8 protein-coding genes are annotated in these 14,109 nt (G+C 57.8%); all 8 read right to left on the bottom strand.

Translation table 11 applies throughout. The annotated features are described in order from the left end of the window. Nucleotides 1–979: ABC transporter substrate-binding protein (locus tag HMPREF2944_RS01220; RefSeq protein WP_246826227.1), on the bottom strand; the 979-nt coding region annotated here is incomplete at its 3' end. Between the two features lie 407 nt (nucleotides 980–1,386). Further along, nucleotides 1,387–3,096, bottom strand: coding sequence for an ABC transporter family substrate-binding protein (locus HMPREF2944_RS01215; protein WP_070679682.1), 1,710 nt, complete (start codon nucleotides 3,094–3,096; stop codon nucleotides 1,387–1,389). A 442-nt stretch (nucleotides 3,097–3,538) separates the two neighbouring features. Then, nucleotides 3,539–5,239, bottom strand: a complete 1,701-nt coding sequence (locus HMPREF2944_RS01210) for an ABC transporter family substrate-binding protein (RefSeq protein ID WP_070679679.1) — start codon at nucleotides 5,237–5,239, stop codon at nucleotides 3,539–3,541. Between the two features lie 405 nt (nucleotides 5,240–5,644). After that, complete coding sequence (locus HMPREF2944_RS01205; protein ID WP_070679676.1) at nucleotides 5,645–7,378, bottom strand: ABC transporter family substrate-binding protein; 1,734 nt, start codon at nucleotides 7,376–7,378, stop codon at nucleotides 5,645–5,647. 353 nt (nucleotides 7,379–7,731) lie between these two features. Beyond that, on the bottom strand, nucleotides 7,732–9,429 hold the full coding sequence (locus tag HMPREF2944_RS01200; protein WP_070679673.1) for an ABC transporter family substrate-binding protein: 1,698 nt from the start codon (nucleotides 9,427–9,429) through the stop codon (nucleotides 7,732–7,734). Nucleotides 9,430–9,843: 414 nt separating this feature from the next. Then, nucleotides 9,844–11,937, bottom strand: a complete 2,094-nt coding sequence (locus tag HMPREF2944_RS01195; protein WP_070679671.1) for an ABC transporter ATP-binding protein — start codon at nucleotides 11,935–11,937, stop codon at nucleotides 9,844–9,846. Further along, nucleotides 11,937–12,914, bottom strand: coding sequence for an ABC transporter permease (locus tag HMPREF2944_RS01190; protein ID WP_049333950.1), 978 nt, complete (start codon nucleotides 12,912–12,914; stop codon nucleotides 11,937–11,939). The genes HMPREF2944_RS01195 and HMPREF2944_RS01190 overlap by 1 nt, the downstream gene beginning before the upstream one ends. After that, nucleotides 12,911–13,906: an ABC transporter permease gene (locus HMPREF2944_RS01185; protein ID WP_070648347.1), complete on the bottom strand. Its 996-nt coding sequence runs from the start codon at nucleotides 13,904–13,906 to the stop codon at nucleotides 12,911–12,913. The genes HMPREF2944_RS01190 and HMPREF2944_RS01185 overlap by 4 nt, the downstream gene beginning before the upstream one ends. Between the last annotated feature and the right edge of the window lie 203 nt (nucleotides 13,907–14,109).

The following is a 14,109-nucleotide window of genomic DNA, read 5'->3' as shown; positions in this document are numbered from 1 at the left end:
TTTCGGGGTTGATTTCGTAGTTGCCCACGCTGAGAGCGCTACCCTTGCGAATGTCGGTGTTTGCCACGCCGGAGAGCTCGTTGTAGGAGCTGAGGGTGCTGGCGTCCACGTAGTCGATTTCGTTGTTCTTGTAGGCTGCCTGCTCTGCCTGGGAGCTCATTTCACGCCAGGTGATGCGCTCGAGGGCGGGCTTCTGGCCCCACCACTTGTCGTTGCGGACGACGGTGAGCACCTTGGAGGAGGAGTTCCACTCGCCGATCTTGAAGGGGCCTGCCCAGTACTGGTCGAGGGGCTTGTCGTTCAGGCCGTCGTTGAAGAATTTGGGGTCGGCGAATGCCGGGTGCAGGAACGAGGTGAAGCTGCCTTCGATGGGGTACCAGGGCTTGGACATCGTGACCTTCACGTGGCGGGTATCGCCGTCCACAGCCTCGACGCTTGCGACCTGCTCCCAGATGGGCGAGGGGGTGATCTGGTAGTCCGAACCGGATGCCGCGGCGGTGTAGATGGTCTGGTAGCTCTTGACGGCGTTCACGTCGATGGGGGTACCGTCGTTGAAGGCTGCCTTGGGGTTGATCTTGAAGGTCACGGTCTGCACGCCGTCAACGGTCTGCGCCTTGTACTCAGTGACGTAGTCCTCGTTCATGTGCGACTCGCCGCGGAAGTCGGCGTAGAAGCCGCCGGTGAAGGCGGAGTTGATGGCTGCCTGAATGTTCAGGTTGCCGGCGGTGTAGCCGTTGGTGTTGAGGATGTTGAAGTTCGGGCCGATGCCGTCAGCGCTCAGGCGCAGTTCGCCGCCGTCCTTGAGGGCGGAGCGGTCCTTCTCGTTGTAGGAGACTGCCTTTGAGAGGTCGTCGCCGGCGGAGAGAGCGCTGGTTTCGGTCTTGGAGGAGTTGCCGCCGCAGGCTGCGAGCAGGCCTACGGTGCCCAGGGCGACGGTGCCGGTGAGCAGGGCGCGGCGGTTGAGGGTGAAAGTGGTCATGATCTGTCCTTGTCTGAGGACCGGGATGCGCACGTGAGGTACCATGCGCTCCCGGCCCGGGATGAGTGTTGAAACGTGGCGCCATCTCGACAATCTGAGGGTAGGGGAACACAACCCACCCCGCATACTCGTGATGCACATCTATGATGGAACGCACGTTTGCATTGGGATTAGTATACACACAAAACCCATACGGCATGACCCGCCTCACCTTTTACGGGAAATATTTCAGCAGAAACTTTTCTTCCCTCAATTTCAGCCGACCCTCCCCCGAGAAACAAAAGAGTCCCGCGGTGCCCCGCCCATTAGGCGGAATACCGCGGGACTTTACCCTTCCGGAGTCTTATGCCGGCGCCTCCAAAAATTCAGAAGCTACCGACTAGAACCCCAGAAACTAGCCTGTGGCTTTAGTTCTGCCAACCCACATTGGTCCAGCGCTTGGGGTCGGTGTAGCTGGTTGCGAAGAGGGAAGGACCGTAGTTAGCCAACTTCTCCTTCACAGCTGCGTAGCTGGGGCCGTTAGCGTAGGGGAAGTAAATAGCGACCTTCTCCATGTGCTGCTTCTCAGCCTCAGCAGCCATCTTCAACTGCTCCTCGTGGGATTCCTTCTCGTAAATGGACGCGATGAACTTATCCAGCTCGGGATCGCCCACACCTTCGTTGATTTCGCTGGTGTAGAAGTACTGAACACTGTCTGCGGGGTCAGCACCAATACCCCAGCCGGAGAAGGCGCAGTCGTACTGCTTAGAGCCCATCACGGAGTTGAACTGGGACTGCGGCTGGTTATCCTGCTCAAGCTTAATACCTGCTGCCTTGAGCTGCTGCTCGAGGTTCTGGAACTGAGCCAGGGAGGTTGCATCCGAACCGAAGTAGGTGATGGAGAAGCCTGCAGTCTTGCCGTCCTTGGCGTAGTAGTCGCCATTCTTGGAGTAGCCTGCTGCTTCCAGGATCTTTGCCGCAGCCTCGGGGCCGGGGTTGGTGGGCATAGCGTCCTGGTAGCCCTTCTGGAAGGGCATAGCAATCAGGGAGCCGGTCAGAGGCTCTTCCCAGTTGATCTGGCCGAACTTGACCTTAGCCAGCTGGGAGCGGTCAACCGCGGCGAAGACTGCACGGCGCAGGGCGGTGTCGGTCACGCGGGTCGGGTTGAACTGCAGGTTAATCACGCCAACGCTCTGGCCGGAGCGAATCTGAACACCGGGCTGACCCTTGACAGCGTTGTAGGTTGCCAGACCAGCAAAGCCGATGCTGTCCAGCTCGCCGTTCTTGAACGCTGCGCGCTCTGCTTCGTCGCCCATTTCGCGCCAGATGATGCGATCCAGCAGCGGCTTCTCACCCCACCACTTGTCGTTGGGAATGAGGGTGAGGGTCTTAGCCGAAGAGTTCCACTCGCCAATCTTGAAGGGGCCGGACCAGTACTGATCCATGGGCTTGTTCACGAAGCCGTTGTTGAAGAGCTCCTTGTCGGTCAGTGCGGGGTGCAGACCGAGCAGGCCGAGGGTTTCGGCAGGGTACAGGGGCTTGGACATAACGATCTTGACGCGGGTCTTGTCGCCATCCACGGGGTCGATGGACGCCACCTGCTGCCAGAAGGGAGTTGCGATGACGTTGTAGCCGTCATCGGGGTTGCGGTAGACGGTCCACGCGGCGCGGATTGCCTCAACGTCAACGGGGGTGCCGTCGTTGAAGACAGCCTTAGAGTTGAGCTTGAAGGTGATGGTCTGCACGCCGCCAACGGTCTCTGCCTTGTAGTCGCTGACATAGTCGTCGTTGAGGCTGTATTCGCCAGCAGGGCTCAGGGAGGTGAAGCCGATAGCGGAGGGGATGTTGCAGGGGCCACCGAATGCGGTGAGGTTCGCGGTGGTGTAGCCACTCTGGGTCAGAATGTTGAAGTTCGGGCCGACTGCAGAGACGCTACCGCGGAACTCTCCACCCTTCTTGAGGGAGGAGCGGTCCTGCTTGTTGATTTCGAGGTTCTTGACGATTTCCTCGGTGCTTGATGCAGCCTTACCGCTGATCTTCTTGTCAGAGCCGCCACCGCATGCGGCGAGCAGGCCGACGGTACCCAGGGCAACGGTGCCGGTCAGCAGGGTACGGCGATTAATACGTAGATGAGTCATGTATTCTCCTCATGCCGGAGGGCTCAGGTGCTATTCGATAAGCGCACCGTGTTGTGCGCCGATTTTTCGGGAGCGCCGAAGCTCCCGCCCATCACCTTTGTGAGAGCCCCCACATTGTTTGTGGTTGAAACACAGTATACCTCCAAAAGAAGCGACGCAGACCACAGTCCAATCCGTGGAAGAACTATACACCGTCTAAAAATCACGGGTTCAGCGCCTAAACCCGCATCATCACGCGGAAGCCGCGTGCGAAAACTAAAAAATGAAATATTATGTCGCATTGGCGCGCGAGCGCGTCACATCCGGTGCCTTGAGAATCGCTACACATTAAAAGCACAGCGCCGGGGCAGCTAAAGCGCGCTAAACCCTCCACAAGAAAAAGCTCCCCGCCCCTATACGACACTGCGAAAACGTATAGGGGCGGGGAGCTTAAAACTGCGGCTTATGCCATCCAGCCAACCGAAGACCAGTCGAGGCTCTTGAAGAGGAACGCACCGTAGTTAGCGAGCTTCGGGCGGCATGCCTTGAAGTCCGGACCATTGAGGAACGGGATGAAGAGGCAAACCTCGCTCATGTGCTTCTTCTCAATTTCGTTGCACTTCTCGGCGCGCTTAGCGTCGTCGAGGATGGTGACCATCTCGTCGACCATAGCGTCGATTTCGGGGGTGCCGACGCCGTTCCAGTTCTTGGAGTGGTAGAAGTACTCGGCTGCACTGGTCGGCTCGGAGCCCACGCCGAAGCCCGAAATGCTTACGTCGTACTCGCGGTTACCAACAACCTTCGAGAATTCGGACTGTGCACGCGAATCGAGCTCGAAGTTAATGCCGACTTCCTTCATGCTCTGAATGAAGGTCTGTGCCTGGCCCTTGGTAGTGGCGTCATCACCGAAGGTGGTCAGCTTCAGGGTGATGGTCTTGCCGTCCTTCGCGTAGAAGTCGCCGGACTTGGTGTAGCCTGCCTTCTCCAGGACCTTGCGTGCTTCCTCCGGGTTACGTGCCGGGTAGTTGTCACGGTAGTGCTGGGAGGAACCCAACAGAAGCATCGAGCCGGGAACTTCTTCTTCGTAGGGCAGACCCTGGAAGCGAATCTTTGCCAGAGCACCACGGTCAATACCCAGGAAGATTGCCTTACGGACAGCAACATCGGTGATGTGCTGTGCGTTCAGGTTCATGCCGCCAGCGAAGAGGCGGCGACCGCGGCGGATTTCAGAGTTCGCAACGTCCTTCATCTCGTTGTAGGCGCTGAGGGTACGTGAGTCGACGACGTCCAGCTCACCGTTCTTGTAGGCGGCGCGAGCTGCGGCGTCTGCCATTTCACGCACGACGATGCGGTCCAGCTTGGGCTTCTCACCCCACCACTTGTCGTTGGGGACTGCGGTGAAGGTCTTCTCGGAGGAGTTCCAGCCGTTGGGTGCCAGGGTGAAGGGGCCGCAACCGAGCTCGGGGTGGGGGTTGTCCACGAAGCCTTCGTTGAAGAGGTTTACGTCGAGCATCGCCGGGTGCAGAATGCCCGTGAAGAGCAGGCCCTTGACGGGGTTGTGCGCGGTCTTGAGGACGACGCGTGCGTGGTAGCGGTCGCCATCGATAGCTTCAACGCTTTCGATGAATTCGTAGATACCTGCCGCGGCAATCTTGTATTCGCCGTCGGGATCGCGCTGAATCTGCCAGGTTGCCTTGAGAGCGTCGATGTCGATGGGGGTGCCATCGTTGAAAACTGCCTTGGGGTTCAGGCGAACCTCTGCGGTAATCTTGCCGTCTACTTCCTTAGCTTCGAAGCCGAGACAGTAGTTGGGGTCGAGCTCGTCTTCACCCTTGAAGGTGCTGCGCCAGATGCCGGCACCGGCGATAATGCCCATGGTTTCGGAGACGGAGATGCTCGAGCCATTCTGGGAGAAGCGGTTGAAGTCCGGACCGAGGGAGTAGGTGCTCAGGTTCAGGGTACCGCCCTGCTTGAGCTTCGAGGCATCCTGCTCGTTGATTTCATAGAACGGGGTTTCGCTTGCCTTGTGCTCGGTCTTGGGGGACGAGGAGCCACAAGCGCTCAGTACGCCGGCAGCAGCGACGGCGGTTGCGCCGCCGAACAGTACGCGGCGGCTCATGATCGGGTTGAATCCGGAGAGGGAGGGGATGGGGTGGGGGCTCATGATGGGCTCCTTGTGGGTGTGGACTGCGCTGATGCAGTGTTTGCAGTGTAGAGTGGGTGGCTCGCATGCTCTGGAGGCGGGGTTTCCGCCTGTAGGAGCGTCTGCCATCTGCGGTGATGGGCGGGCAGGTCAAGCCATGCAAAATAATGTGACCTAAAGCTATGTTCTAAGCCACATTTAATATTTTTAGTAGTGTACACCACACACATCACTACAGGTGCGCAACACGATAAATATTTCTTAATTATTACGCCCGAGCATATATCCACACCGCCAGAGCACACTACCTGAGCCCTACACCTCCACACAGCAACCCCTCCCCCGCCTCCAGAAATAGCCAGCGGGCACAACAAAGCGGGCCGAATGTGCGCATACACATTCGACCCGCTCATAGGGCAGAACCGTTTAGGAGTTCATCCAACCCACAGCGGTCCAGTCCGTAGTCTTATAGAGGCTCGGACCGTAGTTAGCCAGATTCTTCTTGACCATCACAAAGTCAGGACCGTTCGTGATGGTACCCAGGAAGGCGAACTCAGCCATGTGCTTCTTCTCAATCTCGTTACAGGCAAGGTTACGTTCCTTGTCATCCTCAATGAGGGTCATGGCGTCGATGAGGGCGTCAATTTCCTTACTGCCGATACCTTCATTGTTCTCAGAGTAGTAGAACTGCTTGGTGCCCTCGGTGGCATCCGGGCTAGAGACCGAGTAGCCACTGAAGGAAATATCGTAGTCCCAGTTGCCCAGAACGGTGGCGAACTCGCTATCGGCGTGCTGGTCAATCCGGATCTCGATACCGACATCCTTCATCTGCTGAGTGAAGGTCTGAGCTTTACCCTTGGTGGTCGGATCGTCACCGAAGACCACCACGGCGCAGCCGGCCTTCGCGCCAGCCTTCTCGTAGTAGTCGCCATTCTTGGTGTAGCCGGCGGCCTCCAGAATCTTCTGCGCCTCCGAAACGCTGTTATTCGGGGTCGGGTAAGAATCCTGGTAGTAGGGCGAGAAGGGCATGTGAATCATCGAACCGGGGATGGTTTCCTCGTAGGGCAGGCCCTGGAACTGAATCTTCGCGAGTGCTTCACGGTTGGTGCCGGCGAAGATAGCCTTACGCAGGGCGGCATCCTTCACGCGCCGCGGATTGATATCCAGACCGCCGGCGTAGAGGCGGGTACCCTTACGCAGTTCGGTCCCGGCCACGTTCTTCACCTCGGCGTAAATGGAGGAGGTGTTCGCGCCGATAGCGTCAATCTCGTCGTTCTTGAAGGCAGCGCGCGAAGCACTGGACTCCATCTGGGTGAAGACAATCTTGTCCAGCAGGGGCTTGGTGCCCCACCACTTGTCATTGGGCACCACACTGAAGGTCTTCGCGGTGGAATCCCAGCCCTTGTCAGCCAGGGTGAAGGGACCAGCCCAGTACTCGGGGTGGGGCGCATCCACAAAGCCGTTATTGAAGAGCTCGACGTCCTCCAGAGCGGGGTGCAGAATCACCGAGAAGAGGCTCTGTAGCGGGTAGTAGGGCTTGGAGAAGGTGACGGTCGCACTGTAGTCGTCATCGCCCTTTTCGACGGATTCAACAAACTCGTAGATGCCGGTGGCAACGATGTTGTAGCCGTTATCCAGGCTCTTGAAGACGTTCCAGGTGGACTGGAGTGCCTTGTAGGTGATGGGGGTGCCATCGGTGAAGACAGCCTTGGGGTTGAGCTTGATGGCCACCTGGACCTTGTCGTCCTTTGTACTGTGCTCGAAGGAGACAGCGAAGTCGGTGTTCAGCTTGTAGGTACCATCAAAGTCGAGGTTCCACAGGCCCGCCTGGCTGATGGTGCTCATGACGTTGACATTATCGGTGGTGTTACCACTCTGGGTGTGGAAGTTGAAGTTCGGGCCGATGGCGCCGGCCGGCAGGCGCAGGGTGCCACCCTTCTTGAGGCTATTCACATCCTGAGCGTTGATGTTGTAGAGGTCTTCAATGTTTGCTCCGGCACCTGCACCCTTAGTCTTTTCAGCACTTGCGCTACCGTTACCGCAGGCGCTGAGCAGGCCGACGGCACCCAGGGCCGCGGTACCGCCAATGAGCGCACGGCGGCTGAAGCTATTCTTAGTCGCTTCGTGGCTGGTCGCGGTGTATGCGGTGTTCGCGGTCATGGGTCTTCTTTCTGGGATGCGCCGGTGATCCCGGCGAGTGTTGATTATTTATGCAATGTATTGCATAACTTTGTATGACTCCACTGTAGCGCACCTCGAGAGCGAAAACCAAGCATTTTCACAATATTTCTTAATATTTATCGTGTTTTTTGAATATTCATACTATGAATACCCGGTATTTGTACAAATTTTTCGGATTTTATCGGATAGCTATACCACCGCTCCCCTGCATCGGCATACAGAAGCACCCCAAGCACCCTTTCGAAAATACAAAAAAGTGTCCACCCGGATCATCCGGGTGGACACTTTCAATAGCTCTAAGCTATTCACCTAGTAGGCGAAGGGCTGAGGACTTACTTAGCCCAACCAACCTTCTCCCAGTGAATACCATTGCCCTGGTAGAGGGAAACGCCGTAGTTGCGCAGGCCCTTCTTCACGAACTTGTACTCGGGGCCGTTGAACAGCGGAACCATCACAGCAACCTCGGCCATGTGCTTCTTCTCAATGTCATTGCAAGCCTGGTTACGTGCCTTGTCATCAGAGATGAGCTTCATCTTCTCAATCAGCTCGTTGATTTCGTCGGTACCGGCGTCCTCGGGCTTCTCGCGCAGGTAGAACTGCTGGGTAGCCTGAGTAGCATCCGGGTCGGTCAGGCCGTAGCCCGATGCGGTAGCGTCGTAATCCTTAGCCTGCATTGCCTTGCCGAATTCGCTAGCAGCGCGAGCATCGAGCTCAACGTTAATACCGGCATCCTTCAGCTGCTGCACGATGGTCTGAGCCACAGCCTTAGAGGTGGGGTCCTCGCCGAAGACGGAGTACTTGAAGGTGGCCTGCTTGCCGTCCTTCTCGTAGAACTCGCCGTTCTTGGTGTAGCCAGCCTCTTCCAGAATCTTGGAAGCAGCAGCTGCATCGTTGTTCGGGGTCGGGTAAACGTCCTGGTAGTACTCGGAGAAGGGCATGTGGATCATCGAACCAGGCTGCTTCTCTTCGTAATCCAGGCCCTGGAAGCGCACCTTGGAAATAGCTTCGCGCTTCAGGCCTGCCATAACCGCGCGGCGCAGAGCAACGTCCTGCATGCGGGCGGGGTTCATGATCATACCGCCGGAGAAGAGGCGGACACCGCGACGCATCTCGGTGTTAGCAACTTCCTTCAGTTCCTTGTAGCTTGCAGCAGCCGTAGCGGGGGCAGCGTCAATCTCATCGTTCTTGAACGCCGCACGCTCAGCAGCGGTGTCCATCTGACGGAAGACAATGCGCTCCAGAATGGGCTTCTCGCCCCACCACTTCTCGTTGCGGGTCAGGGTCAGGGTCTTCTCGGAGGAGTTCCAGCCACCCTCGGCAATGGTGAAGGGACCGGCAGCGTACTCGGGGTGCGGGTTGTCCACGAAACCACTGTTGAAGAGTTCCTTATCCAGCAGAGCCGGGTGCAGAATCTCGCCGAAGAGGATGTTCACCGGGTAGTACGGCTTAGCGAAGGTGACCTTCACCTTGAAGTCGTCACCGTCACGCTCCACGGAGCCAACGCTACCGTAAATACCGCTGGTCTCGATCTTGTAGTCACCGTCGGTGCTCTTGAGGATGTTCCAGGTAGCCTGCAGGGCCTTGTAGTCGATGGGGGTACCATCGTTGAACTTAGCCTGGGGGTTCAGCTCGATGGAGACCACAGGTACGCCGTTCTCCTCGGAAACGTCGAAGCTCTTGGCAAACTCGGGAGACAGGGTGCGCTTGCCCATGGGGTCTGCCTGCCAGATGCCGTTGTAGTACACGGGGCTCAGAGCAGCCTGGGTGTAGGCAGTGACATTGGTGCCAAGAAGGTTGAAGTCAGGACCGAGCGAAGTCACGGACAGGCGCAGAGTGCCGCCATCCTTCAGCTCAGAAACAGCGGTCTCAGCGATGTCGTACAGTTCCTTGGAATCGGTGCCTGCGGTTGCGCCCTGGGTGGTGGCCTTGGAGTCCTTCGACGAGCCGCACGCAGCCAGTACGCCCACAGCGCTCAGCGCTACAGCGCCACCGAGAACGGTACGACGATTCAGGATGAAATTCTTCTCCATGAGAGTGTCCTCTTATATGTATGACCCTCAATAATCCCGCAGGAAAGCGTCAAGGATTCCCTGCTCACGCGCCGCCCGAAGGGTGCGGTGAGCGATGAATTAGTGCCGGTCTATGAATGTGTTCCTTCGGGTGCGCCCCTAGCGACGCGCCCCTAGGGTTAATTATTACCCACCCTCCATTCAGATGCCCTCCCATAAATATTCATATCTTGAATATTGAGAAAGGTTACGCCTTGTCAAGGAGAAATTAACTTATACATCAGTGCATCCTCAGTGCCGAGAACCACACAAGAAAGCACAGCCCGGGCCGCTACCACGGTCGCAAATACCGCGGAGAACAGAAAACCCGAGGGGCGAGCATCCAATGGATACTCGCCCCTCGGCACACATGCGACTTTTCAGCCGACTCTAGAGCTACACCATGGCCGCTTCGGCTTCAGGGTAGTAGCAAGCATAACCGTGATCCTCACCCTCAACGTGAGTAATCTCGGGCATCTCCTCCAGGCAACGCCGCTTCTTATCCTCGGGCAGCAGCTTGAAGATCGGGCAACGGCTCGAGAAGCCGCAACCCTTCGGAGCGTTCACCGGGGTGGGCAGATCGCCTTCCAGCATGATGCGGTGGCGGTTAGCCTCAACCTCGGGATCGGGAACCGGGATGGCCGAGAGCAGAGCACGGGTGTACGGGTGGATCGGGTTGTCGAACACGCGGTCGACGTCACCAATCTCCACGATGCGACCCAGGTACATCACCGCGACGCGATCGGAGGCGTGGCGAATCACCGCAAGGTCGTGAGCCACCATCAGGTAGCTCAGGCCCAGGTTGGCACGCAGCTCCTCGAGCAGGTTAATCACACCCGCCTGAACCGACACATCCAGCGCCGACACCGGCTCATCCAGAACCACCAGCTTGGGGTTCACAGCCAGCGCACGGGCGATACCGATACGCTGACGCTGACCGCCCGAGAACTGGTTCGGGAAGCGGTTCACGTGGTCGGGCTGCAGACCCACGGTACGCATCAGCTCGACGACGCGCTTCTTAATCTCGGACTTCTTCATGCCCTGGTTCTCCAGGGGCTCAGCCAAGACCTCAAAGACGGTGAAGCGCGGGTCCAGGGCACCGGTCGGGTCCTGGAACACCATCTGCTGGTTCTTACGCAGTGCAAGAATCTCACCGGCGGACTTGCCGTCCTTGGTGGAGACGCCGTTAATCAGAATCTCACCGTCGGTGTTCTTGTTGAACTCCATGATTTCCAGCAGGGTGGTGGTCTTACCACAACCGGACTCACCCACGATAGAGAAGCACTCGCCCTCGCGAATATCGAAGGTCACGCCGTTCACGGCCTTCACGGTACCCACGCGGCGCTTGATGAGAGCACCCTTCATGAGCGGGAAGTGCTTCTTGACGTTGCGCACCTCCAGCACGGGAGCGCGCTCCTCGCGCGGAATACCGTCGAAGCTGGATACGGGAGGCTCGGGAACCGGGTACAGTTCCTCCGCGGTCTTACCCACCAGATCCTGCGAGATGGTGCAGGAGGAGTAGTGGCCCTCGCCCACACCCTCGAGCGGCTGCAAATCGGGCTCACCGTTGGAGTCCTGGCAGCACTGGCCGCCGCTCTTGGCAATCGGGCAACGCTCACGGAAGGAGCAGCAGGTCACGGGCTTAATCAGGTTCGGCGGGGTACCCTCAATCGGAACCAGCGAAACCTTCTCGGAGCGGTCCACGCGAGGCACCGCACCCAGCAGACCGATGGTGTACGGGTGCGAGGGGTACTTGTACAGGTCCTCGGCCTTGGCAATCTCCACCGGCTTACCGGCGTACATCACCAGGATGTCGTCAGCCATGCCCGCCACGACGCCCAGGTCGTGGGTAATCATGATGGTGGCCGCGCCGGTCTCCTCCTGGGCCTTCTGCATGACCTCCAGCACCTGCGCCTGAATGGTCACATCCAGTGCGGTGGTGGGCTCGTCAGCAATCAGCACGCGGGGGTCGTTCGCAATCGCCATAGCGATCATGATGCGCTGGCGCATACCGCCCGAGAACTCGTGCGGGAAGGAACGCAGACGATCGGCCGGCGAGGGAATACCCACCATGCGCATCAGCTCGATGGAGCGGTCCTTGATGGCCTGCTTGCTCATGCCCTTGTTGTGGACCTTGAGCACCTCGGCAATCTGGTCACCAATGGTGTACACGGGGGTCAGCGAGGACAGCGGATCCTGGAAAATCATGGAGATGTGCTTGCCACGGTAGGCACACATTTCCTTGTCGTTCAGGCCCAGCAGCTCGGTACCGTTGTACTTAATCGAACCGGTGATGTCCGCGGTGGTTGGGTGCAGACCCATGATGGCCATCGAAGCCACCGACTTACCGGAACCGGACTCACCCACGATACCCAGGGTCTTGCCCGGGTACAGGTCGAAGTTCACACCGCGCACGGCGTGCACGACGCCGTTTTCAGTGTTGAATCGGACGTTGAGGTCCTTAACGCTCAGAACGGGAGAGGTGCTCATTAGTTCTTCGCCTCCTTCTTCTCGTTCTTCTTAGACTTCTTGATCTTACCGACCGACATGGAGGTCGGGTCGAAGGCGTCACGCAGACCGTCGTTCATGAGGGCCAGCGGACCAACCAGCAGGAAGAAGAACAGAACCGGGAACCAGAACATGTGCGGCAGGGTGTTAATCTGCTGCGAAGCATCCGAAATCAGCGAACCCAGCGAGTAGTTCGGGTACTTAATACCGATGCCGATGAAGGAGTAAGCGACCTCGGAGAGCACAGCGTTCATAATGCCGCTGGTGAAGTTCAGAACCAGCAGGGAGCCGATGTTCGGCACCAGGTGGCGCATCACAATCTTGAAGGGGTGCACACCCATGTAGCGTGCAGCCTTCACGAAGTCGCGGCTGATGAGGGACTGTGCCATTGCACGAATCACACGGGCGCTACCCATCCAGCCGAAGGCAATCAGCACGGCGGAGAGCAGAATCCAGGTCGGCACGCTCTTCTGAATCTGCTTACCAACCTGACCGTTGATCAGGATAGCCAGAATCAGCAGAGAGGGAACCATGATGAGGGTTTCCAGGATGAAGAGCATGATCTTATCGATCCAGCCACCGAAGTAGGCCATCACACAGCCGTACACTGCGGAAATCAGCACGGTTGCCAGACCAACGATCACACCGATTTCGAGGGAGGTCCACACGGCCTCCACCATCATGGCGAACACGTCGTTACCAGCAATGGTGGTACCAAACCAGTGGTCGGCGCTCGGGCCTTCACCCAGAGCCATGTAGTCAATATCGTTCGGCTTGTACTTAGTCAGGTACTTACCGAACAGGCCGAACAGACCCATACCGATGAAGACCGCGAGGCCGAAGACAGCCGCCTTGTTACGCAGGAAGCGGCGCAGAATAATGACGTTCTTGTTGATGACCTTGAAGTCACCGTTCTCCTGTACCACCGGCACGGAGGAAGTTGCAGTTACCTGGCTCATGAGATCCTCACTCGGGGGTCAACGATGGTGGTCGCGATATCAGCGATAATCGCACCTACAGCGAACAGTGCAGAACCGTACGCGAGGGTCACGGTCGCAGCGTTCACATCCTGCGAGGAGATGGAGTCAATCGACCACTTACCAATACCGGGCCACGCGAACACGCTCTCGGCGAAGAATGCACCCGCGAAGATCAGCGGAATCTGGTAGGCGATGGACTGCGCCACGGGAATGAAGGACACACGCAGAGCGTGACGGGTAATAGCCTGGTTACGGGTCAGGCCCTTAGCGCGAGCGGTACGCACGAAGTCTGCGTTCACGTTATCGAGCAGGTACTGACGCTGGGCAATCTGGTAGCCAGCCCAACCGAAGATGGTCATACAGAAGGTCGGCACGATGTAGTGTGCGGCCATATCGATGGTAATCTCCCAGAAGCCCGTCAGGCCCGGGGTCGAAATACCGGTCACGTAGAAAATCTTCTCGCCACCATTAGCAACAGCAATGTTGTTGATAGTGGTCGCGCCCTGCTGCACCACGAAGTACGCAACGGGAGCGGGGATGATGTAGACCAGGTAGGAGTAACCGGTAATAACACGGTCAGAGAACTTGTACTGGCGAGCTGCCGAGTACACACCCAGGGCAATACCAATCACAATCGAGAGAATGGTAGCCACCAGCAGCAGGCGGGTAGAAACCCACACGCGCTGGCCGAACTCCTGGTTGATGTACGCGCCGTTGGGGCTACGACCCCAGTCGAACTTGGTGACCACATTGGTCAGCCACTGAACGTAACGGTCCCAGGGGTTCATCTCGGGGTCAAGACCCAGGGATGCGAAGTTACGGTTCACCTGCTCGGGGCTGGGCTTCGGAACCTTTTCCTGCTCCAGCAGAGCAGGCTTCAGGGCAGTAACCGCGGCGAAGTAACCCATCGTGGTCGTAATAAAGACCATGACGAGATACGTCAGCGATCGCTGGAGGATGTACCTAAACATGGGACGGTTCCCCTCCTTGTGTAGATGTCGGTGTTAAGGCATGTGTGTCATGCTGTCCCAGTGCACTGCTTCGTGATGACTGTCACTAGGAGCATAGTTACTTTATCTTATATAGCCCGCAACACTTCCACCAAACCCACATTGGACACTTTCACCCCTTAGAACACCCTGTGCAGAGGCTGGAAGGAGACTGTGCAAAAAAA

The organism is Rothia sp. HMSC072E10 (assembly GCF_001813965.1).
Taxonomy (GTDB): domain Bacteria; phylum Actinomycetota; class Actinomycetes; order Actinomycetales; family Micrococcaceae; genus Rothia; species Rothia mucilaginosa_A.
The sequence above is the reverse complement of the archived record's forward strand: the minus strand, read 5'-3'. Positions and strand labels throughout refer to the sequence as shown.

Excerpts from the sequence above, each read along its gene's own strand:
- HMPREF2944_RS01215 (WP_070679682.1), bottom strand. The coding sequence starts at position 3,096 with ATGACTCATCTACGTATTAATCGCCGTACCCTGCTGACCGGCACCGTT.
- HMPREF2944_RS01210 (WP_070679679.1), bottom strand. The coding sequence starts at position 5,239 with ATGAGCCCCCACCCCATCCCCTCCCTCTCCGGATTCAACCCGATCATG.
- HMPREF2944_RS01205 (WP_070679676.1), bottom strand. The coding sequence starts at position 7,378 with ATGACCGCGAACACCGCATACACCGCGACCAGCCACGAAGCGACTAAG.
- HMPREF2944_RS01200 (WP_070679673.1), bottom strand. The coding sequence starts at position 9,429 with ATGGAGAAGAATTTCATCCTGAATCGTCGTACCGTTCTCGGTGGCGCT.
- HMPREF2944_RS01195 (WP_070679671.1), bottom strand. The coding sequence starts at position 11,937 with ATGAGCACCTCTCCCGTTCTGAGCGTTAAGGACCTCAACGTCCGATTC.
- HMPREF2944_RS01190 (WP_049333950.1), bottom strand. The coding sequence starts at position 12,914 with ATGAGCCAGGTAACTGCAACTTCCTCCGTGCCGGTGGTACAGGAGAAC.
- HMPREF2944_RS01185 (WP_070648347.1), bottom strand. The coding sequence starts at position 13,906 with ATGTTTAGGTACATCCTCCAGCGATCGCTGACGTATCTCGTCATGGTC.